At 64.5% G+C, this 22,201-nt stretch carries 21 protein-coding genes and 1 tRNA gene; all 22 read left to right on the forward strand.

Annotated features, from left to right (window positions below; all coding sequences use genetic code 11):
* Positions 1-50: 50 nt before the first annotated feature.
* The gene (locus HWX00_RS26855; protein WP_175028763.1) at positions 51-1,310 is read left to right on the forward strand and encodes a branched-chain amino acid ABC transporter substrate-binding protein; all 1,260 of its coding nucleotides are present in this window, start codon (positions 51-53) and stop codon (positions 1,308-1,310) included.
* Positions 1,311-1,417: 107 nt separating this feature from the next.
* Positions 1,418-1,687 (forward strand): 30S ribosomal protein S15, encoded by a 270-nt coding sequence (gene rpsO, locus HWX00_RS26860; protein ID WP_006398792.1) that lies wholly within the window; start codon positions 1,418-1,420, stop codon positions 1,685-1,687.
* 290 nt (positions 1,688-1,977) lie between these two features.
* Positions 1,978-4,125: a polyribonucleotide nucleotidyltransferase gene (pnp, locus tag HWX00_RS26865; protein WP_175028764.1), complete on the forward strand. Its 2,148-nt coding sequence runs from the start codon at positions 1,978-1,980 to the stop codon at positions 4,123-4,125.
* A 148-nt stretch (positions 4,126-4,273) separates the two neighbouring features.
* On the forward strand, positions 4,274-5,293 hold the full coding sequence (locus HWX00_RS26870) for an NAD(P)H-quinone oxidoreductase (protein ID WP_034190801.1): 1,020 nt from the start codon (positions 4,274-4,276) through the stop codon (positions 5,291-5,293).
* Between the two features lie 141 nt (positions 5,294-5,434).
* Positions 5,435-6,190, forward strand: coding sequence for a triose-phosphate isomerase (gene tpiA, locus HWX00_RS26875; protein ID WP_124609493.1), 756 nt, complete (start codon positions 5,435-5,437; stop codon positions 6,188-6,190).
* A gap of 72 nt (positions 6,191-6,262) precedes the next feature.
* Complete coding sequence (gene secG / locus HWX00_RS26880) at positions 6,263-6,637, forward strand: preprotein translocase subunit SecG (protein ID WP_034190803.1); 375 nt, start codon at positions 6,263-6,265, stop codon at positions 6,635-6,637.
* A gap of 111 nt (positions 6,638-6,748) precedes the next feature.
* Positions 6,749-6,833 (forward strand) — tRNA-Leu (locus tag HWX00_RS26885).
* Between the two features lie 153 nt (positions 6,834-6,986).
* On the forward strand, positions 6,987-7,346 hold the full coding sequence (locus tag HWX00_RS26890) for an NADH-quinone oxidoreductase subunit A (RefSeq protein ID WP_006398798.1): 360 nt from the start codon (positions 6,987-6,989) through the stop codon (positions 7,344-7,346).
* A gap of 62 nt (positions 7,347-7,408) precedes the next feature.
* Positions 7,409-7,888 (forward strand): NuoB/complex I 20 kDa subunit family protein, encoded by a 480-nt coding sequence (locus HWX00_RS26895; protein ID WP_006398799.1) that lies wholly within the window; start codon positions 7,409-7,411, stop codon positions 7,886-7,888.
* A gap of 21 nt (positions 7,889-7,909) precedes the next feature.
* Positions 7,910-8,512, forward strand: coding sequence for an NADH-quinone oxidoreductase subunit C (locus HWX00_RS26900; protein WP_034190804.1), 603 nt, complete (start codon positions 7,910-7,912; stop codon positions 8,510-8,512).
* A 9-nt stretch (positions 8,513-8,521) separates the two neighbouring features.
* On the forward strand, positions 8,522-9,775 hold the full coding sequence (locus HWX00_RS26905; protein ID WP_034190805.1) for an NADH-quinone oxidoreductase subunit D: 1,254 nt from the start codon (positions 8,522-8,524) through the stop codon (positions 9,773-9,775).
* A gap of 173 nt (positions 9,776-9,948) precedes the next feature.
* On the forward strand, positions 9,949-10,434 hold the full coding sequence (gene nuoE / locus HWX00_RS26910) for an NADH-quinone oxidoreductase subunit NuoE (protein ID WP_006756903.1): 486 nt from the start codon (positions 9,949-9,951) through the stop codon (positions 10,432-10,434).
* On the forward strand, positions 10,431-11,741 hold the full coding sequence (gene nuoF / locus HWX00_RS26915) for an NADH-quinone oxidoreductase subunit NuoF (protein ID WP_006478267.1): 1,311 nt from the start codon (positions 10,431-10,433) through the stop codon (positions 11,739-11,741). Before nuoE ends, nuoF begins: the two co-directional genes overlap by 4 nt.
* Positions 11,742-11,823: 82 nt before the next feature.
* Entirely contained in the window at positions 11,824-14,154 is a 2,331-nt protein-coding gene (nuoG, locus tag HWX00_RS26920; RefSeq protein WP_175028765.1) for an NADH-quinone oxidoreductase subunit NuoG, read from the forward strand.
* Complete coding sequence (nuoH, locus tag HWX00_RS26925; RefSeq protein ID WP_034190807.1) at positions 14,155-15,222, forward strand: NADH-quinone oxidoreductase subunit NuoH; 1,068 nt, start codon at positions 14,155-14,157, stop codon at positions 15,220-15,222. It abuts the gene before it with no gap.
* A gap of 10 nt (positions 15,223-15,232) precedes the next feature.
* Positions 15,233-15,721 carry an NADH-quinone oxidoreductase subunit NuoI gene (nuoI, locus tag HWX00_RS26930; protein WP_009691265.1) on the forward strand — a complete coding sequence of 163 codons (489 nt, stop codon included), beginning with the start codon at positions 15,233-15,235 and terminating at the stop codon, positions 15,719-15,721.
* A 112-nt stretch (positions 15,722-15,833) separates the two neighbouring features.
* Positions 15,834-16,484: an NADH-quinone oxidoreductase subunit J gene (locus HWX00_RS26935; RefSeq protein WP_011545812.1), complete on the forward strand. Its 651-nt coding sequence runs from the start codon at positions 15,834-15,836 to the stop codon at positions 16,482-16,484.
* An 18-nt stretch (positions 16,485-16,502) separates the two neighbouring features.
* On the forward strand, positions 16,503-16,808 hold the full coding sequence (gene nuoK, locus HWX00_RS26940; RefSeq protein ID WP_006478272.1) for an NADH-quinone oxidoreductase subunit NuoK: 306 nt from the start codon (positions 16,503-16,505) through the stop codon (positions 16,806-16,808).
* Positions 16,809-16,825: 17 nt separating this feature from the next.
* Positions 16,826-18,880, forward strand: coding sequence for an NADH-quinone oxidoreductase subunit L (nuoL, locus tag HWX00_RS26945; protein ID WP_034190808.1), 2,055 nt, complete (start codon positions 16,826-16,828; stop codon positions 18,878-18,880).
* A gap of 18 nt (positions 18,881-18,898) precedes the next feature.
* Positions 18,899-20,389, forward strand: coding sequence for an NADH-quinone oxidoreductase subunit M (locus HWX00_RS26950; RefSeq protein ID WP_021162817.1), 1,491 nt, complete (start codon positions 18,899-18,901; stop codon positions 20,387-20,389).
* A gap of 36 nt (positions 20,390-20,425) precedes the next feature.
* On the forward strand, positions 20,426-21,880 hold the full coding sequence (gene nuoN, locus HWX00_RS26955; RefSeq protein WP_175028768.1) for an NADH-quinone oxidoreductase subunit NuoN: 1,455 nt from the start codon (positions 20,426-20,428) through the stop codon (positions 21,878-21,880).
* Positions 21,880-22,176 carry a DUF2818 family protein gene (locus HWX00_RS26960; RefSeq protein WP_034190810.1) on the forward strand — a complete coding sequence of 99 codons (297 nt, stop codon included), beginning with the start codon at positions 21,880-21,882 and terminating at the stop codon, positions 22,174-22,176. Before nuoN ends, HWX00_RS26960 begins: the two co-directional genes overlap by 1 nt.
* The last annotated feature ends 25 nt before the right edge of the window (positions 22,177-22,201 follow it).

The following is a 22,201-nucleotide window of genomic DNA, read 5'->3' on the forward strand; positions in this document are numbered from 1 at the left end:
CGCCGGCCTATGATCCGCGCTTCTCGGGCAAATCGAAGGGCAGGTGGCCGATGCAGGGGTGGAAGCGGTACGCGCTCGCGTTGAGCGCAGGATGGGTGCTGGCTGCGTCCGCGTTCGCCGGCGGCGAGCCGGTGCGGATCGCGCTGATCGAAGGGATGTCGGGCCCGTTCGCGAACGCGGGCGCGGCGGTCGAGCGCAACCTGCGCTTCGGCGTCGAGCAGGTCAACGCGGCGGGCGGCGTGAAGTTGCGCGACGGCGCGCACCCGCTCGAACTCGTCGTGCTCGACAGCAAGGGCAGCCCGGAGGAGGCGCTCGTGCAACTGCGCGCGGCCGCGGACCGCCATATCGGCTTCGTTGCGCAGGGCAACAGCTCGGCCGTCGCGGCCGCGCTGGTCGCGGCGCTCGACAAGCTGAACGCGCGCGACCCCGACAACCGGATGCTGTTCCTGAACTATTCGGCCGACGATCCGGCGCTCACCGGCGCGCGCTGCAGCTTCTGGCATTTCCGCTTCGACGCGCACGCGGGGATGCGGATGGCCGCGCTCGCGGACGTGATGGCGCGCGACCGCGCGCTGCGCAAGGTCTACCTGCTGAACCAGGACTACAGCTTCGGTCACGACGTCAGCACGCTCGCGCGGCAGGCGCTGGCCGCGCGGCGCCCGGACGTGACGATCGCCGGCGACGAATTCCACCCGATCGGCCGGATCAAGGATTTCTCGCCGTACATCGCGAAAATCCGCGCGAGCGGCGCGGATGCCGTCGTGACCGGCAACTGGGGCAACGACCTCACGCTGCTCGTGAAGGCGGCGCGCGAGCAGGGGCTGAACGCGAAGTTCTATACGTTCTACGGCAACAGCCTCGGTGCGCCGGCCGCCCTTGGCGATGCCGGCGTCGGGCGCGTCGTGGCCGTGGCCGACTGGCACCCGAATGCGGGCGGCGCGAAATCCGACGCGTTCTACCGCGCGTTCCGGACCCGTTTCCCGGCCGCGCAGGACGACTATCCGGTGCGGCGCATGAGCCTGATGATCGAGATGCTGGCCGCGGCGATGAACCGGGCGGGGGCGGCCGACCCCGTCGCGGTCGCGCGGTCGCTCGAGGGCCTGTCGTTCGACGACGGTTTCCATGCGTCGCGGATGCGCGCGCAGGATCACCAGCTGATCCAACCCCTTTACGTGATGGAGATGGACAAGGCCGGCGCGCCGGGCGTGCGCTTCGACAACGAGGGGTCGGGTTATGGCTTCCGGACGGTGCTGGCGGTGCCGGCGCAGCGCACGGAGATGCCGTCGGCGTGCTCGATGACGCGTCCGTGACAGGAGGCGGTAAGAACGGCGGGGAGTTGTGCTACAATGCCCGCCGGTTGTAAGTCACGGCACGGCCATTCTTCCGTGTCCGCCTGTTCAGTTAGAAAGGAAATCACATGTCTGTTGCAGATATCAAGAAGTCGGAAGTTGTTGCTCAGTTCGCCCGCGGTACCAACGACACGGGGTCGCCCGAAGTCCAGGTCGCACTGCTGACCGCACGTATCGTCGAACTGACGGGTCACTTCAAGACCCACGCGAAGGATCACCACAGCCGCCGCGGCCTGCTGCGCATGGTGAGCCGCCGCCGCAAGCTGCTCGACTACCTCAAGGGCAAGGATGCCGACCGTTACCGCGCACTGATCGAGAAGCTGGGTCTGCGTAAGTAATCGAGGCGATTGCCGCCAGCAAGATGCCTGTGTCAGTCCGCTGATACAGGCATTTTGTTTTTGCGCGGTGCGTAGCGTCACGCGCATCGCAGGCTGTCCGGCACGTTCGTGCGGGGCCGCCGCAACGACTGATTCCGGGGCAGGATTTGTGTCATTCCAGCGCGCTGCTGCACGAGCGCCGCGCTGGAATGGCATAAAAAACACACCTTGCTCCGGGTGATTCGGTCGAGACGCCGCCGTGCCGGATGGCCGGCGCGGCGAATGAAATGCATGAATACAAAGGAGCAACCATGTCCATGTTCAACAAGGTCGTGAAGGAATTCCAGTGGGGCCAGCACAAGGTGCGCCTCGAAACCGGTGAAGTCGCTCGCCAGGCGAGCGGTGCGGTGATCGTCGACGTCGAAGACACCGTCGTGCTGGCAACCGTCGTCGGCGCGAAGTCGGCGAAGCCGGGCCAGGATTTCTTCCCGCTGACCGTCGATTACCTCGAGAAGACCTACTCGGCCGGCAAGATCCCGGGCGGCTTCTTCCGCCGCGAAGGCCGTCCGTCGGAGCATGAGACGCTGACGTCGCGCCTGATCGACCGCCCGCTGCGCCCGCTGTTCCCGGAAGGCTTCTACAACGAAGTCCAGGTCGTGATCCACGTGCTGTCCGTGAACCCGGAAATCCCGGCGGACGTCCCCGCGCTGATCGGCGCATCGGCCGCGCTCGCCGTGTCGGGCCTGCCGTTCAACGGCCCGGTCGGTGCCGCACGCGTGGCGTACATCGACAATGCGTACGTGCTGAACCCGACGCGTGACCAGATCAAGGCATCGAGCCTCGACCTCGTCGTCGCGGGTACCGAGCGCGCCGTGCTGATGGTCGAATCGGAAGCCGACCAGCTGTCGGAAGAAGTGATGCTGGGCGCGGTCGTGTTCGGTCACGAGCAGATGCAGGTCGCGATCGACGCGATCCACGAACTGGTGCGCGAAGGCGGCAAGCCCGAGTGGGACTGGCAGCCGGCGCCGAAGAACGAGGCGCTGATCGCCCGCGTGACCGAACTGGCGCAGAACGACCTGCTCGCCGCCTACCAGCTCCGCGACAAGCAAGCGCGTTCGGCGAAGCTGAAGGAAGTCTACTCGGCCACCTCGGCGAAGCTCGAGGAAGAAGCGCTGGCGGCCGGTACGGCTGCGGCCGACAAGGCCACCGTCGGCAACGTGCTGTTCGACATCGAGGCAAAGATCGTCCGTTCGCAGATCCTGAACGGCGAGCCGCGTATCGACGGCCGCGACACGCGCACCGTGCGCCCGATCGAAATCCGCACCGGCGTGCTGCCGCGCACCCACGGCTCCGCGCTGTTCACCCGCGGCGAGACGCAGGCGCTGGTCGTCGCGACGCTCGGCACGAAGGGTGACGAGCAGATCATCGACGCGCTCGAAGGCGAATACCGCGAGCGCTTCATGCTCCACTACAACATGCCCCCGTTCGCCACCGGCGAAACGGGCCGCGTCGGCTCGCCGAAGCGCCGCGAAATCGGCCACGGCCGCCTCGCGAAGCGCGCGCTGGTCAAGTGCCTGCCGAGCGCCGACGAATTCGGCTACTCGATCCGCGTCGTGTCGGAAATCACCGAGTCGAACGGTTCGTCGTCGATGGCGTCGGTGTGCGGCGGCTGCCTCGCGCTGATGGACGCCGGCGTGCCGATGAAGGCGCACGTCGCGGGTATCGCGATGGGCCTGATCCTCGAAGGCAACAAGTTCGCGGTGCTGACCGACATCCTCGGCGACGAAGATCACCTCGGCGACATGGACTTCAAGGTGGCCGGCACGGAACAAGGCGTGACTGCGCTGCAGATGGACATCAAGATCCAGGGCATCACGAAGGAAATCATGCAGGTCGCGCTCGCGCAGGCGAAGGAAGGCCGCATGCACATCCTCGGCAAGATGACCTCGGCGGTCTCGGGTGCGAACACGCAGCTGTCGGAATTCGCGCCGCGCATGATCACGATCAAGATCAACCCGGAAAAGATCCGCGACGTGATCGGCAAGGGCGGTTCGGTGATCCGCGCGCTGACGGAAGAAACGGGCACGACCATCGACATCTCGGATGACGGCGTCGTGACGATCGCGAGCACCAGCAGCGAAGGCATGGCCGAAGCGAAGAAGCGCATCGAGCAAATCACGGCCGAGATCGAAGTCGGCCAGGTGTACGAAGGCACGGTGCTCAAGCTGCTCGATTTCGGCGCGATCGTGAACCTGCTGCCGGGCAAGGACGGCCTGCTGCACATCTCGGAAATCGTCAACGAGCGTGTGAAGGACATCAACGACTACCTGAAGGAAGGTCAGCAGGTCAAGGTCAAGGTCATTCAGACGGACGAGAAGGGCCGTGTGCGCCTGTCGGCCAAGGCGCTGCTGAACGAAGCCGCCGCGGCAGCGCAGTCGGATACGCCGCCGCAGCAGTAAGCGGACGGGCGGACCAGCGGCCGGCAGTGCGAAAGCGTGCCGGCCGTTTTTTCTGTAGCATCGTTGTGCGGCGCAGCAGCGCCGGCAAGGCGTCCGTGCCGCGTGCGCGGGCGGGCCATCCGATTCCGATCCTGGAGCCTCCTTCACCATGAAAGCCATCGAAATCACCGAATTCGGCGCCCCCGACGTGCTGAAGCTCGCGGAGCGCCCGCGCCCCGAACCGAAGCGCGGCGAGGTGCTGATCAAGGTGGCGGCTTCCGGTGTAAACCGGCCCGACGTGTTCCAGCGCAAGGGCGGCTATGCGCCGCCGCCGGGGGCGTCGGATCTGCCGGGCCTCGAGGTGGCGGGCGAGATCGTCGGCGGCGACTTGTCCGACGCCGCGCTGAACCCGTTCGGCCTGAAGCTGGGCGATCGCGTGTGCGCGTTGCTCGCGGGCGGTGGTTATGCCGAATACGCGGTCGCGCCGCTGCCGCAGTGCCTGCCGGTGCCTGACGGGCTCACCGATATCGAGGCCGCGTCGCTGCCCGAGACGTTCTTCACCGTGTGGAGCAACGTGTTCGACCGTGCGCGGCTCGGCGCGGGCGAGGGCGGCGAGCAGGAGACGCTGCTCGTGCAGGGCGGCTCGAGCGGCATCGGCGTGACGGCGATCCAGATCGCGCACGCGCTCGGCTTTCGCGTGTTCGCGACGGCTGGCACCGCCGACAAGTGCCGCGCGTGCGAGGCGCTCGGCGCCGAACGCGCGATCAACTACAAGACCGAGGATTTCGTCGAGGTCGTGAAGTCGCTGACGCACGATCGCGGCGTCGACGTGATCCTCGACATGGTGGCGGGCTCGTACGTGCCGCGCGAGCTGTCCGCGCTCGCGGACGGCGGCCGTCTCGTGCTGATCGCGCTGCTCGGCGGCGCGAAGGCCGACGTCAACCTGAGCGAGATCCTGCGCCGCCGGCTGACCGTCACGGGTTCGACGCTGCGCCCGCGTCCGGTCGAGTTCAAGGCGCGCATCGCCGCGCAACTGAAGGCGCGCGTGTGGCCGCTGATCGCCGACGGGCGCATCAAGCCGGTGATCTACCGCGTGTTGCCGGCCGCGGACGCCGCGCAGGCGCATGCTCTGATGGAAAGCAGCGAGCACACCGGCAAGATCGTGCTCGATTGGGGTACGAACGCCTGACGGCCCGCGTGGCCGGACTTGACATGCGCGGTTTGACCGGTTCAAGCCGTGCGCAGTAAAATCGCGGGTTTGCTTCGCCAGATCAAACCTGACGGCCGGTTTCCGGCGCGTCAATGACACAGCGGTGACGAGACAGACACGATGTCGAAACAGAGAACGAAGCGGGTGATCGGCAACTGGAAGATGCACGGCCGGCTGGCCGGCAACCAGGCGTTGCTGAACGAAGTGGTGCAGGGCGCGGGCGCGGTGGCGGCCGATACGTCGGTCGGCGTGTGCGTGCCGTTCCCGTATCTCGCGCAGGTTCAGGCGCAGCTGGGTGACGGTCGTGTCGTCTTCGGCGCGCAGGACGTGTCCGCGCACGAACAGGGCGCGTTCACCGGCGAAGTGGCGGCCGCGATGGTCGCCGAGTTCGGCGCGCGTTATGCGATCGTCGGTCACTCGGAGCGTCGCGCGTATCACGGCGAAAGCAACGAGACGGTCGCGGCGAAGACGCGGCGCGCGCTCGCAGCCGGGCTCACGCCGGTCGTGTGCGTCGGCGAGACGCTCGACGAGCGCGAATCGGGCGCGACCGAGCAGGTCGTCGGTGCGCAGCTCGACGCGGTGCTGGCCGTGCTGACGGCTGACGAGGCCGCGCGCATCGTCGTCGCGTACGAACCGGTCTGGGCGATCGGCACGGGCAGGAGCGCGACGTCGGCGCAGGCGCAGGACGTGCACGCGTTCCTGCGCGCGCGTCTCGCGGCGAAGGGGGCGGAGGACGTGTCCGTGCTGTACGGCGGCAGCGTGAAGCCGGACAACGCGGAAGAGCTGTTCGCGCAGCCGGACATCGACGGCGGCCTGATCGGCGGCGCGTCGCTGAAGGCGGAAGATTTCCTGGCGATCTGCCGGGCCGCGCGATAAGCGGTCCGAGATCGAATTGAACCATGACGGCGGCCGGACGGTCCGGTCGCCCGATCCAATCGGGTGGGTGTGATGCTGTTATTCAAGACGCTGATTATTGTGGTGCAGGTACTGTCTGCGCTCGGTGTGATTGGTCTCGTGCTGCTGCAGCACGGCAAGGGTGCCGACATGGGCGCCGCGTTCGGCAGCGGCGCGTCGGGCAGCCTGTTCGGTGCGACGGGCTCGGCGAACTTCCTGTCGCGCACGACGGGCATCCTCGCGACGATTTTCTTCGTCGCGACGCTCGCGCTGACGTATCTCGGTTCGTACAAATCGACGCCGTCGGCCGGCGTGCTCGGCTCGGCAGCGACCGCGCCGGCACCTGCAGCATCGACGCCGGCCGTCGCGGCATCCGCGGCCGTCGCGGGCTCGGCGGCAAGCGCGCCGGGCCAGGATGTCCCGAAATAAAAAGTTAATTTTTTTGCGGTTGTGCGTTGAACAAATCTGGAACTCGGGTTAGAATTTAATTCTTGAAGCGATTCGCGGGAAACAAGCAGCACAACCCGAGTTGCATGCAGTGCCGACGTGGTGAAATTGGTAGACACGCTATCTTGAGGGGGTAGTGGCGAAAGCTGTGCGAGTTCGAGTCTCGCCGTCGGCACCAAAGTTACTCAATGCCAGCCGCTTCTAGTGGCTGGCATTTTTCATTTCTGGGGTGTGCTTGCGGTTGTCTTGCGATCGCCTGCACTCCGAAATGATTCCTTCCGCCGGAAGTGGTATTCTCCGGACGCTCAGAACCAACCGATAGAGGATTGCCTTGAACCTCGCAGCCTATTACCCCGTCTTGTTGTTCCTTCTCGTGGGCACTGGTTTAGGTATAGCGCTGGTCAGCATCGGCAAGCTCCTGGGTCCCAACAAGCCGGACGTCGAGAAGAACGCACCATACGAGTGCGGCTTCGAAGCCTTTGAAGACGCCCGGATGAAATTCGACGTCCGGTATTACCTCGTCGCCATCCTGTTCATCATCTTCGATCTCGAAACCGCATTCCTGTTCCCGTGGGGCGTCGCGCTCCGGGACATCGGCTGGCCGGGTTTCATCGCAATGATGATTTTTCTGCTCGAATTCCTGCTGGGCTTTGCCTATATCTGGAAGAAAGGCGGGCTCGACTGGGAGTGATGGGTTAATCGCCGGTTTGCATGGGCGGCCACGCTCGGTCGCTCGTCTGGAGTGGAAAGCAAATGAGTATCGAAGGGGTCTTGAAGGAAGGGTTTGTCACCACGACGGCTGACAAGCTGATCAACTGGACGCGTACCGGCTCGCTGTGGCCGATGACGTTCGGGCTCGCGTGTTGCGCCGTCGAGATGATGCATGCGGGCGCGGCCCGTTATGACCTGGACCGGTTCGGCGTCGTGTTCCGTCCGAGTCCGCGTCAGTCGGACGTGATGATCGTCGCCGGCACGCTCTGCAACAAGATGGCGCCCGCGCTGCGCCGCGTGTACGACCAGATGGCCGAGCCGCGCTGGGTGATCTCGATGGGGTCGTGCGCGAACGGCGGTGGTTATTACCACTACTCGTATTCGGTGGTTCGCGGCTGCGACCGGATCGTGCCGGTCGACGTCTACGTGCCGGGCTGTCCGCCCACGGCCGAGGCGTTGGTCTACGGCGTGATCCAGCTTCAGGCGAAGATCCGTCGCACCAACACCATTGCCCGTCAATAAAGCCCCGAGCGTCCCCTCAATATGGCAAGCAAAATCGAGACCCTCAAGGCAAACCTCGAAGCCGCGCTCGGCGCGCGCGTGGTGAGCCTCACCGAAGCGATCGGTGAACTGACGCTCGTCGTGAAGGCGAGCGATTACCTCGAAGTCGCAAAGACGCTGCGCGACGATCCGAAGCTCCGATTCGAGCAGTTGCTCGACCTCTGCGGTGTCGATTACCAGACCTTCGGCGACGGTGCCTACGACGGCCCGCGCTTCGCGGCCGTGTCGCACCTGCTGTCGGTCACGAACAACTGGCGCCTGCGCCTGCGCGTATTCGCGCCGGACGACGACCTGCCGATCGTGGCATCGCTGGTCGACACCTGGACCTCCGCGAACTGGTACGAGCGCGAAGCGTTCGACCTGTATGGCATCGTGTTCGAAGGCCACCCCGACCTGCGCCGCATCCTCACCGACTACGGCTTCATCGGCCACCCGTTCCGCAAGGACTTCCCGGTGTCGGGCTACGTCGAAATGCGTTACGACCCGGAAGAGAAGCGGGTCGTGTACCAGCCGGTGACGATCGAGCCGCGCGAAATCACGCCGCGCGTGATCCGCGAGGATCGCTATGGCGGTCTGAAACATTAAGGGGGCGTCATGGCAGAAATCAAGAACTACACGCTCAACTTCGGCCCGCAGCACCCGGCAGCGCACGGCGTGCTGCGCCTCGTGCTCGAGCTCGACGGCGAAGTCATCCAGCGTGCCGATCCGCACATCGGCCTGCTGCACCGCGCGACGGAAAAGCTCGCGGAATCCAAGACCTTCATCCAGTCCGTGCCGTACATGGACCGTCTCGACTACGTGTCGATGATGGTCAACGAGCACGGCTACGTGCTCGCGATCGAGAAGCTGCTCGGCATTGAAGTGCCGGAGCGCGCGCAGTACATCCGCGTGCTGTTCGACGAGATCACGCGCGTGCTGAACCACCTGATGTGGATCGGCGCGCATGCGCTCGACGTCGGCGCGATGGCCGTGTTCCTGTACGCCTTCCGCGAACGCGAAGACCTGATGGACGTGTACGAAGCGGTGTCCGGCGCCCGGATGCACGCGGCGTACTACCGTCCGGGCGGCGTCTACCGCGACCTGCCTGACGTGATGCCGCAATACAAGGCGTCGAAGATTCGCAACGAGAAGGCGCTCGCGAAGATGAACGAAGCGCGCAGCGGCTCGGTGCTCGACTTCATCGACGACTTCTTCACGCGCTTCCCGAAGTGCGTCGACGAATACGAAACGCTGCTCACCGACAACCGGATCTGGAAACAGCGCCTGGTCGGGATCGGCGTGGTCAGCCCGGAACGTGCGCTGCAGATGGGCCTGACGGGCCCGATGCTGCGCGGCTCGGGTATCGCCTGGGATCTGCGCAAGAAGCAGCCGTACGAAGTGTACGATCGCATGGATTTCGACGTGCCGGTCGGCGTGAACGGCGATTGCTACGACCGCTATCTGGTGCGCGTCGAGGAAATGCGCCAGTCGATCCGCATCGCGAAACAGTGTATTGAGTGGCTCCGCAAGAATCCGGGCCCGGTGATGACGGACAATCACAAGGTTGCCCCGCCGTCGCGCGTCGGCATGAAGACCAACATGGAAGACTTGATTCACCACTTCAAGCTCTTCACCGAAGGTTTCCATGTGCCGGAAGGCGAAGCGTACGCGGCGGTCGAGCATCCGAAGGGTGAATTCGGCATCTACCTCGTGTCGGACGGCGCCAACAAGCCGTATCGCCTCAAGATTCGCGCGCCGGGTTTCGCGCACCTGGCGTCGCTCGACGAAATGGCGCGCGGTCACATGATCGCCGACGCCGTCACGATCATCGGTACGCAGGACATCGTGTTCGGCGAGATCGATCGCTAATGGTTGCGCCGCCCGCGCGAGCGGGCGGCGAAGCAGTAAGTCACACGCGATGCGCGCTGAACCGGCGCGGCTTCGCAAGCTGTCAACAGAGTGAGCGCCAGGTCTGCCGTCCATGCACCCCAGTGTGCGGCAGGTTGTTCGTTCGGTAGGAATTGAAAGAGTCGTGTCTGAAAATGATCTCAGCTGAAGGCCTGAAGGAAATCGATCGAGCGTTGACGAAGTATCCCGCCGATCAGAAACAGTCCGCCGTGATGTCGGCGTTGGCCGTTGCTCAGGAAGAGCACGGCTGGCTGTCGCCCGAACTGATGCAGTTCGTCGCGGACTATCTCGGCATGCCGGCCGTTGCCGTGCAGGAAGTCGCGACGTTCTACACGATGTACGAGCTCAACCCGGTCGGCAAGCACAAGATCACGCTCTGTACGAACCTGCCGTGCCAGCTCGGCCCGCACGGCGGCGCGGAAGCGACTGCCGACTACCTGAAACAGAAGCTCGGCATCGGCTTCGGCGAGACGACGCCCGACGGCAAGTTCACGCTGAAGGAAGGCGAATGCATGGGCTCGTGCGGCGATGCGCCGGTGCTGCTGGTGAACAATCACAGAATGTGCAGCTTCATGAGCCGCGAGAAGATCGACCAGCTGCTTGAGGAGCTCTCGAAATGACGTCCCTCCACGACCGTCACATCAAACCGCTGATCCTCGCTGGTCTGAACGGCGAGAACTGGCATCTCGAAGATTACGTCGCGCGCGGCGGCTACAAGCAGCTGCGCCGCATTCTCGAAGAAAAGATTCCGCCCGAGCAGGTGATCGCCGACGTGAAGGCGTCGGGCCTGCGCGGCCGCGGCGGTGCGGGCTTCCCGACCGGCCTGAAGTGGAGCTTCATGCCGCGCCAGTTCCCGGGGCAGAAGTACCTCGTCTGCAACTCGGACGAAGGCGAGCCGGGCACGTTCAAGGATCGCGACATCCTGCGCTGGAACCCGCACGCGCTGATCGAAGGCATGGCCATCGGCGCGTACGCGATGGGCATCACCGTCGGCTACAACTACATCCACGGCGAAATCTTCGAAGTGTATCGACGCTTCGAAGCCGCGCTCGACGAAGCGCGCGCGGCCGGGTTCCTCGGCGACAACATCATGGGCTCGGAATTCTCGTTCCAGCTGCACGCGCACCACGGTTACGGCGCGTACATCTGCGGCGAGGAAACGGCGCTGCTCGAATCGCTCGAAGGCAAGAAGGGCCAGCCTCGCTTCAAGCCGCCGTTCCCGGCGAGCTTCGGCGTGTACGGCAAGCCGACCACGATCAACAACACCGAGACGTTCGCCGCGGTGCCGTTCCTGCTGTCCATCGGGCCGCAGAACTACCTCGAGATCGGCAAGCCGAACAACGGCGGCACGAAGATCTTCTCGGTGTCGGGCGACGTCGAGCGTCCGGGCAACTACGAAGTGCCGCTCGGCACGCCGTTCGCGACGCTGATGGAGCTCGCCGGCGGGATGCGCGGCGGCAAGAAGATCAAGGCCGTGATTCCGGGCGGCTCGTCGGCGCCGGTGATCCCGGGCGACATCATGATGCAGACGGATCTCGACTACGATTCGATCGCGAAGGCGGGCTCGATGCTCGGTTCCGGCGCGGTGATCGTGATGGACGAGACGCGCTGCATGGTGCGCTCGCTGCTGCGCCTGTCGTACTTCTACTACGAGGAATCGTGCGGCCAGTGCACGCCGTGCCGTGAAGGCACCGGCTGGCTGTATCGCGTCGTAAACCGTATCGAGCACGGCGAAGGCCGCCAGGAAGATCTGGACCTGCTGAACTCGGTGGCCGAGAACATCATGGGTCGCACGATCTGTGCGCTCGGCGATGCGGCGGCGATGCCGGTACGCGGGATGCTCAAGCACTACTGGGACGAATTCGCGTACCACGTCGAGCACAAGCACTGCATGGTCGGCGGCCACGCGCACGCGGCGGCGGCCTGAAGCGAACCCGGTTGCGGAATTTGAGCGCACGGTCGGGCCAAGGCGCGAACGGGCGGAAATAGGTTAAGGACCATTCACCATCATGGTTGAACTTGAAATAGACGGCAAGAAGGTCGAGGTGCCCGAAGGCAGCATGGTGATCCAGGCTGCGCACAAGGCGGATACGTACATTCCTCACTTCTGCTATCACAAGAAACTGTCGGTTGCGGCCAACTGCCGGATGTGTCTCGTCGAAGTCGAGAAGATGCCGAAGGCCGTGCCTGCCTGCGCGACCCCCGTGTCGGCCGGCATGATCGTCCACACGCAGTCCGACAAGGCCGTGAAGGCGCAGCAGTCGGTGATGGAATTCCTCCTCATCAATCACCCGCTCGATTGCCCGATCTGCGATCAGGGCGGCGAATGCCAGCTGCAGGATCTGGCGGTCGGCTACGGCAAGTCGTCGTCGCGCTACTCGGAAGAAAAGCGCGTGGTGTTCCACAAGAACGTGGGCCCGCTGATCTCGATGGAAGAAATGTCGCGCTGCATCCACTGCACGCGCTGCGTCCGCTTCGGCCAGGAAATCGCCGGCGTGATGGAGTTCGGCATGCTGGGCCGCGGCGAGCACTCGGAAATCACGACGTTCGTCGGCAAGACGGTCGATTCCGAAATGTCGGGCAACATGATCGACCTGTGCCCGGTCGGCGCGCTGACCAGCAAGCCGTTCCGCTACAGCGCCCGTACGTGGGAGCTGTCGCGCCGCAAGTCGGTGAGCCCGCACGATTCCGTCGGCGCGAACCTCGTCGTGCAGGTGAAGAACAACCGCGTGATGCGCGTGCTGCCGTTCGAGAACGAAGCGATCAACGAATGCTGGATCTCGGACAAGGACCGCTTCTCGTATGAAGGCCTCAACAGCGAAGAGCGCCTGACGAAGCCGATGCTGAAGCAGGGCGGCCAGTGGATCGAAACCGACTGGCAGACCGCGCTCGAATACGTCGCGAAGGGCCTGAAGGGCATCGCCGCGGATCACGGCGCGAACGCGCTGGCGATGCTCGCGAGCGCGCACAGCACCGCTGAAGAGCTGTTCCTCGTGAAGCAGCTCGCCAACGAACTGAAGACGCCGAACGTCGACTTCCGTCTGCGTCAGCAGGATTTCTCGGCGCCGGTCCAGGGCGCGCCGTGGCTCGGCATGCCGATCGCCGACCTGTCGAACGTGGACGCCGCGTTCGTCGTCGGTTCGTTCCTGCGCCGCGACCACCCGCTGTTCGCGTCGCGCCTGCGTCAGGCCGCGAAGAACGGCGCGAAGCTGCATTTCCTGCACGCGACCGCTGACGACGCACTGATCCCGGCCGCGCAACGCATCGTGGCCGCACCGTCCGCGTGGCTCGACGAGCTGGCCGGCATCGCCGCGGCCATCGCGCAACTGCGCGGCGTCGCGCTGCCCGACGCGCTGGCAGGCGTCACCGCATCGCCGGCCGCGCAGGCTGTCGCGCAGTCGCTGTCGAACGGCGAACGCCGCGCGGTGCTGCTCGGCAACGTCGCGGTCCGCCACCCCGAATTCGCGAAGCTGCATGCCGTCGCCAAGTGGATCGCCGACAACACCGGCGCCACGTTCGGCTTCCTGACGGAAGCGGCGAACACGGTCGGCGCGCACGTCGTCGGCGCATTGCCGGGCGAAGGCGGCCTGAACGCACGCGAAGCGTTCGCGCAGCCGCGCAAGGGCTACGTGCTGCTGAACGTCGAGCCGGAATTCGACACGGCCGATCCGGCCCAGGCGCTGGCCGCGCTGAACCAGGCGGAAATGGTCGTCGTGATGTCGCCGTTCAAGCACGGCCTCGACTACGCCGACGTGCTGCTGCCGGTTGCGCCGTTCACCGAAACGGCCGGCACGTACGTGAACGCGGAAGGCACCGTGCAGAGCTTCAACGGCGTCGTGCGCCCGCTCGGCGACACGCGTCCGGGCTGGAAGGTGCTGCGCGTGCTCGGCAGCCTGCTCGGCCTGCCGAACTTCGAATACGAGACCGCGGAAGAAGTGCGTCTCGCCGCGCTCGGCGACGCCGGCGTCGCGGGCCGTCTGTCGAACCAAACGTCGGTCGCGCCGGTGCGTGCCGCGGCGAATGCCGCGAACGGCGGTTTCGAGCGCCTGGCCGATGTGCCGATCTATCACGCCGACGCGCTCGTGCGCCGCGCGGGTGCGCTGCACCTGACGGCTGCCGCGAAGGCGGCGAATGCCGCAGCCCTGCCGGCCGCGCTGTTCGACAAGCTGGGCTTGAAGGAAGGCGACGCCGTGCGCGTGCGCCAGGGCGAGCGTGCGGTGCAGTTGCCGGCCGTGCGCGACGCGAATCTTGCGGAGACGGTCGTTCGCGTGTCGGCGGCGACGCCTGCCGGCGCAGCGCTCGGCAGCCTGTCCGGTGAACTGGTGGTGGAGAAGGCGTAAATGAGCTTGTTCGATACGATCAACGCGGGCGGGGCCGAGCTTCTCGGCTTCGCGTGGCCGACGGTGTGGGCAGTCGTGCGCATCCTCGTCGTCTCCGTCGTCATCCTGCTGTGCGTCGCGTACCTGATTCTGTGGGAACGCAAGCTGATCGGCTGGATGCACGTGCGTCTCGGCCCGAACCGCGTCGGCCCCGGCGGCCTGCTGCAGCCGATCGCCGACGTGCTGAAGCTGCTGCTGAAGGAAGTCATTCAGCCGAGCGCCGCCAGCCGCTGGCTGTACCTGATCGCGCCGGTGATGACCGTCGTGCCGGCATTCGCCGTGTGGGCCGTGATCCCGTTCCAGGCCGAAGCGGTCCTCGCGAACGTGAACGCGGGCCTGCTGTACGCGATGGCGATCTCGTCGATCGGCGTGTACGCGGTGATTCTCGCGGGCTGGGCATCGAACTCGAAGTACGCGTTCCTCGGCGCGATGCGCGCCGCGGCACAGATGGTGTCGTACGAAATCTCGATGGGCTTCGCGCTGGTGCTCGTGCTGATGACGGCCGGCAGCCTGAACCTGTCGGAGATCGTCGGTTCGCAACAGCACGGCTTCTTCGCCGGCCACGGCGTGAACTTCCTGTCGTGGAACTGGCTGCCGCTGCTGCCGGCGTTCGTCGTGTACTTCATCTCGGGCATCGCCGAAACGAACCGCCACCCGTTCGACGTGGTGGAAGGGGAGTCGGAAATCGTCGCGGGTCACATGATCGACTACTCGGGCATGGCGTTCGCGCTGTTCTTCCTCGCCGAGTACATCAACATGATCGTGATCTCGGCGCTGGCTGCGACGCTGTTCCTCGGCGGCTGGGATGCGCCGTTCGAATTCCTGTCGTTCATCCCGGGCATCTTCTGGCTGGTGCTGAAGGTATTCGCACTGCTGTCGGTGTTCATCTGGGTCCGCGCGACGTTCCCGCGCTACCGTTACGACCAGATCATGCGTCTGGGCTGGAAGGTGTTCCTGCCCGTCACGGTGATCTGGGTGGTCGTGGTCGGCTGCTGGATGATGTCGCCGCTGAACATCTGGGTGAAGTAAGGACGAAATCATGACGGCTATCCAACACTTCTTTAAGACCTTCTTCCTGACCGAGCTGCTGAAGGGGCTCGCGCTGACCGGTCGTTACACGTTCAAGCGCAAGTTCACCGTGCAGTTCCCGGAAGAGAAGACCCCGATCTCGCCGCGTTTCCGCGGGCTGCATGCACTGCGCCGCTACGAAAACGGCGAAGAGCGCTGCATCGCGTGCAAGCTGTGCGAGGCCGTGTGCCCCGCGATGGCGATCACGATCGAATCGGAAACGCGCGCGGACAACACGCGCCGCACGACGCGCTACGACATCGACCTGACGAAGTGCATCTTCTGCGGTTTCTGCGAAGAGAGCTGCCCGGTCGATTCGATCGTCGAGACGCAGATTCTCGAGTACCACGGCGAAAAGCGCGGCGACCTGTATTTCACGAAGGAAATGCTGCTCGCGGTGGGCGATCGCTACGAGAAGGACATCGCCGCGGCGAAGGCTGCCGACGCGCCGTATCGTTGATTGTGTTTGCAGTGCCGGCCCGCAGCCAGGGCCGAGCCGCCGCGACAGGTGCGGCACGCGAGAGCGTCCCGCAAGTCGCGCCTGACTATGGCCTAACGATGAACCGGTAATCATGGAATTCACGACCGTACTGTTCTACATCTTCGCGCTGCTCCTGGTGGTATCAGGGCTGAAGGTGATCACTTCGCGCAACCCGGTGGCGTCTGCGCTTTTCCTTGTGCTGGCGTTCTTCAACGCCGCCGCGATCTGGATGCTGCTGGAAGCGGAGTTCCTCGCGATCCTGCTGGTGCTGGTCTACGTGGGCGCCGTGATGGTGCTGTTCCTGTTCGTCGTGATGATGCTGGATATCAACATCGACTACCTGCGCCGCGACTTCAAGCGCTTCGTGCCGATGGCGACCGTGGTCGGCGCGATCATCGTGATCGAGACCGCGCTGATCCTGTGGCGCGGTTACGGCGACACGCACACCGTGCATGCGATGGCGACGGGCGAGATGGCCAACTGGTCGAACACGCGCCTGATCGGCAAGGTCATCTACACCGACTACATCTTCGCGTTCGAAATCGCCGGTCTCGTGCTGCTGGTCGCGATCATCGCCGCGATCGGGCTGACCGAGCGCAAGGGCAAGGACAGCAAGCGCCAGCGCGTGTCGGATCAGGTCAAGGTGCGCCGCAACGACCGCGTGCGCCTCGTGAAGATGGAAGCGGACAAGCCGCAGCCGGAAACGGCGCAGAGCGAAGCCGGTTCGGGCACCAACGGCTAAGCGGAGGAAAAGAAAATCATGCTGACTCTTGCTCACTACCTTGTGCTCGGCGCGATCCTGTTTGCGATCGCGATCGTCGGGATCTTCCTGAACCGCCGCAACGTCATCATCATCCTGATGTCGATCGAACTGATGCTGCTGGCGGTGAATACCAACTTCGTCGCGTTCTCGCATTACCTCGGCGACGTGCACGGCCAGATCTTCGTGTTCTTCGTGCTGACCGTCGCGGCAGCGGAAGCCGCGATCGGTCTTGCGATTCTGGTGACCCTGTTCCGTAAGCTCGACACGATCAATGTCGAGGATCTCGATCAGCTCAAAGGTTAATTTCAGGCAACGCTGTTATGTCAACGACACTCAATGAAAACCTGCTGCTGGCGATTCCGCTCGCTCCGCTGGCCGGCTCGCTGATTGCGGGGCTGTTCGGGAACGCAGTCGGGCGCAAGGGCGCACACCGGATCACGATCCTCGGCGTGATGATCGCGTTCCTCCTGTCGGCGAAAGTCTTCCTCGACGTGATGGGCGGCGCAAGCTTCAACGCGACCGTCTACGAATGGATGAACGTCGGCTCGCTGAAACTCGAAGTCGGCTTCCTCGTCGATTCGCTGACCGCGATGATGATGGTCGTCGTGACCTTCGTCTCGCTGATGGTGCACGTGTACACGATCGGCTACATGGCGGAAGAAGACGGCTACCAGCGCTTCTTCTCGTACATCTCGCTGTTCACGTTCTCGATGCTGATGCTCGTGATGAGCAACAACTTCCTGCAGCTGTTCTTCGGCTGGGAAGCGGTGGGTCTGGTGTCGTACCTGCTGATCGGCTTCTACTTCACGCGTGAGAGCGCGATCTACGCGAACATGAAGGCGTTCCTCGTGAACCGCGTGGGCGACTTCGGCTTCCTGCTCGGCATCGGCCTGCTGCTCGCGTTCGCCGGCTCGATGAACTACGGCGAAGTGTTCGCGAAGCGCGCGGAACTCGCGAGCCTGCACTTCCCGGGCACCGACTGGGGCCTGCTGACCGTGGCCTGTATCTGCCTGTTCATCGGCGCGATGGGCAAGTCGGCACAGTTCCCGCTGCACGTGTGGCTGCCGGACTCGATGGAAGGTCCGACGCCGATTTCGGCGCTGATTCACGCGGCGACGATGGTGACGGCCGGCATCTTCATGGTGTCGCGCATGTCGCCGCTGTTCGAGCTGTCGGATACCGCGCTGTCGTTCATCACGGTGATCGGCGCGATCACGGCGCTCTTCATGGGCTTCCTCGGCATCGTCCAGAACGACATCAAGCGCGTGGTCGCGTACTCGACGCTGTCGCAGCTCGGCTACATGACCGTCGCGCTCGGCGTGTCCGCCTACCCGGTCGCCGTGTTCCACCTGATGACGCACGCGTTCTTCAAGGCGCTGCTGTTCCTCGGCGCCGGCTCGGTCATCATGGGCATGCACCACGACCAGGACATGCGCAACATGGGCGGCCTGCGCAAGTACATGCCGATCACGTGGATCACGTCGCTCGTCGGTTCGCTCGCGCTGATCGGCACGCCGTTCTTCTCGGGCTTCTACTCGAAGGATTCGATCATCGACGCGGTGAAGCTGTCGCACCTGCCGGGTTCGGGCTTCGCGTACTTCGCGGTCGTCGCGAGCGTGTTCGTCACGGCGCTGTACTCGTTCCGCATGTACTTCCTGGTGTTCCACGGCGAGGAGCGCTTCCGCAAGCCGAAGCATCCGGAGTCGCCGATGGGCATGGCGGCCGCGCACGGCCACGACGATCACGGCCATGGCCACGGTCATGACGACCACGCGCACGAGCCGCACGAGACCCCGTGGGTCGTGTGGGTGCCGCTGGTCCTGCTGGCGATCCCGTCGGTGATCATCGGTGCGATCGCGATCAGCCCGATGCTGTTCGGCGATTTCTTCCAGCATGGCGTCGCCTTCGACAAGGTGATCTTCATCGGCGAAAACCACCCGGCGCTCGCCGAGATGGCCGAAGAGTTCCACGGCTGGGTGGGCATGGGCCTGCACTCGGTGTCGGGCCTGCCGGTCTGGCTCGCGCTCGCCGGCGTCGTGGTCGCCTGGTTCCTGTACCTGAAGCGTCCGGAACTGCCGGCGTCGATCCGCCGCGCGTTCGGCCCGATCTACACGCTGCTGGACAACAAGTACTACCTGGACAAGATCAACGAAGTGGTGTTCGCCCGTGGTTCGGTGGCGATCGGCCGCGGCCTGTGGAAGGAAGGCGACGTCGTGGTGATCGACGGCCTCGTCAACGGCAGCGCCCGGTTCATCGGCTGGTTCGCCGGCGTGATCCGCTTCCTCCAATCCGGTTACATCTATCACTACGCGTTCGCCATGATCATCGGCATGCTGGGGCTCCTGACCCTGTTTGTAACGCTCGGCGGCAAATAAGGCGAGGGGACAAGAACAATGCACGCTTTTCCGATTCTCAGTACCGCGATCTGGTTGCCGATCGTTTTCGGCCTCCTGGTACTCGCGGTAGGTAACGACAAAAATCCGGGGACGGCCCGCTGGATCGCGCTGATCGGCTCGCTGCTCGGTCTCGCGGTCACGATCCCGCTGATCACGGGCTTCGACTCGAGCACGGCCGCGCTGCAGTTCGTCGAGAAGTCGACCTGGATCGAACGCTTCGACATCGCGTATCACCTCGGCGTCGACGGTATCTCGATGTGGTTCGTCGTGCTGACCGCGCTGATCACGGTGATCGTCGTGATCGCCGCGTGGGAAGTGATCACCGAGAACGTCGCGCAGTACCTCGCGGCGTTCCTGATCCTGTCCGGGATCATGATCGGCGTGTTCTCGGCGGCCGACGGCCTGCTGTTCTACGTGTTCTTCGAGGCGACCCTGATCCCGATGTACATCATCATCGGCGTGTGGGGCGGCCCGAACCGCGTGTACGCGGCGTTCAAGTTCTTCCTGTACACGCTGGCCGGCTCGCTGCTGATGCTGGTCGCGCTGATCTACCTGTACACGGAAACGCACTCGTTCGACCTCGCGACGTGGCAGAACGCGAAGATCGCGATGACGCCGCAGATCCTGTTGTTCATCGCCTTCTTCCTCGCCTTCGCGGTGAAGGTGCCGATGTGGCCGGTGCACACGTGGCTGCCGGACGCGCACGTGGAAGCGCCGACGGGCGGCTCGGTCGTGCTGGCCGCGATCATGCTGAAGCTCGGCGCCTACGGTTTCCTGCGCTTCTCGCTGCCGATCACGCCTGACGCGAGCCACTTCCTGGCACCGGTCGTGATCACGCTGTCGCTGATCGCGGTGATCTACATCGGCCTCGTCGCGATGGTGCAGGCCGACATGAAGAAGCTGGTCGCGTATTCGTCGATCGCGCACATGGGCTTCGTCACGCTCGGCTTCTTCATCTTCAACCAGCTCGGCGTCGAAGGCGCGATCATCCAGATGATCTCGCACGGCTTCGTGTCGGGCGCGATGTTCCTCTGCATCGGCGTGCTGTACGACCGCGTGCACTCGCGCCAGATCGCCGATTACGGCGGCGTCGTCAACGTGATGCCGAAGTTCGCGGCATTCGCGATGCTGTTCTCGATGGCCAACTGCGGCCTGCCGGGTACGTCGGGTTTCGTCGGCGAGTTCATGGTGATTCTCGCGGCCGTCCAGTACAACTTCTGGATCGCCTTCGGCGCGGCGTTCACGCTGATCCTCGGTGCGGCCTACACGCTGTGGATGTACAAGCGCGTGTACTTCGGCGCGGTGGCGAACGATCACGTTGCCAAGCTGAAGGACATCGGCCGTCGCGAATTCCTGATGCTGGCCGTGCTCGCCGCGTTCACGCTGCTGATGGGTCTTTATCCGAAGCCTTTCACGGACGTGATGCACGTTTCCGTGGAAAACCTCCTCTCCCACGTCGCGCAGTCGAAGCTGCCGCTGGCCCAGTAATCGCGAGCGGAGGAAACCAAGATCATGAATGCTCCTATGAATGTCCTGTTGCCTGACGCGCTGGTGATGGCCGCCATCGTCGTCGCATGGCTGAACGACACCTTTACCGGTGCTTCCGGCCGCCGCCTGACCTATCTGATCGCGGTCGTTTCGTCGGTCGTCGCGGGCGTGTGGTTCGCGGTGCAGGCACTCGACCCGCAGCAGTACTACTTCTTCTCGAAGATGGTCGTCGTCGACTCGTTCGCGAGCACGATGAAGGCCGTCGTGTCGTTCGGTTTCGCGGTCTCGCTGGTCTATTCGCGCAAGTACCTCGAAGATCGCGACATGTTCCGCGGCGACGTGTTCCTGCTCGGCATGTTCTCGCTGCTCGGCCAGCTGGTCATGGTGTCGGGCAACAACTTCCTGACGCTGTACCTCGGTCTCGAACTGATGTCGCTGTCGCTGTATGCCGTGATCGCGCTGCGCCGCGACGCCGCGCAGTCGAGCGAAGCCGCGATGAAGTACTACGTGCTGGGCGCGCTCGCGTCGGGCTTCGTGCTGTACGGCATCTCGATGCTCTACGGCGCGACCGGCTCGCTCGAGCTGGGCGAGGTGTACAAGGCCGTCGGCGGCAACACCGACGCGGCCGTGCTGATGTTCGGCGTGGTCTTCATCGTCGCCGGTATCGCGTTCAAGCTGGGTGCCGTGCCGTTCCACATGTGGGTGCCGGACGTCTACCAGGGCGCACCGACCGCGATGACGCTGTTCGTCGGCGGCGGCCCGAAGGTTGCCGCCTTCGCGTGGGGCCTGCGTTTCCTGGTGATGGGCCTGCTGCCGCTCGCTCAGAACTGGCAGACCGCGCTCGTGATCCTCGCCGCGCTGTCGCTGATCGTCGGCAACATCACCGGTATCGTCCAGCGCAACATCAAGCGGATGCTCGCCTACTCGGCGATCTCGAACATGGGCTTCGTGCTGCTCGGCCTGCTCGCGGGCATTGTGAAGGGCGACGCGGCGGCACCGGCGAACGCCTACAGCTCGGCGATGTTCTACGCGATCGTCTACCTGATCACGACGCTCGGCTCGTTCGGCGTGGTGATGCTGCTCGCACGCCGCGATTTCGAAGCGGAAACGATCGACGACTTCAAGGGCCTCAACAAGCGCAGCCCGGTGTTCGCGTTCGTGATGATGGTCATGATGTTCTCGCTGGCCGGCATCCCGCCGACCGTCGGCTTCTATGCGAAGCTGGCCGTGCTCGAGGCGACCGTCAACGCGGGCCTCACGTGGCTGGCCGTGCTGGCCGTGATCACGTCGCTGTTCGGCGCGTTCTACTACCTGCGCATCGTGAAGCTGATGTATTTCGATGCACCGCAGGATTCGACGCCGATCACGGGTGATTTCTGCAAGCGCACGATCCTCGTGCTGAACGGCTTGGCGGTCGTCGTGCTCGGCCTGATTCCGAGCCCGCTGCTGACGGCCTGCCTGCAGGCAATTCGTCACACGCTGCCGCTGTAATGTCGGCAGCCGGCTGGTTTATCGTGCTGTTGGCGCTCGTATGCGCCAACCTCCCGTTCCTGAACCAACGCCTCTTCGCCGTCGTGCCGTTCGGCGCGGCGAAGAAGAGCGCGTGGGTGCGGATCGGCGAGCTGATCGTGCTGTATTTCATCGTCGGCGCGCTCGGCTTCTGGCTCGAATCGCGTGCCGGCAACCGCTTTGAACAGGGCTGGCAGTTTTACGCGATCACGTTCAGTCTGTTCGTCGTGTTCGCGTTCCCCGGCTTCACGTTCCAGTATCTCGTCAAACGACGCTGACGGCCCCCGGCCGTCCGTCGTGCTC

The organism is Burkholderia seminalis DSM 23518, assembly GCF_902832885.1.
Taxonomy (GTDB): Bacteria; Pseudomonadota; Gammaproteobacteria; order Burkholderiales; family Burkholderiaceae; genus Burkholderia; species Burkholderia seminalis.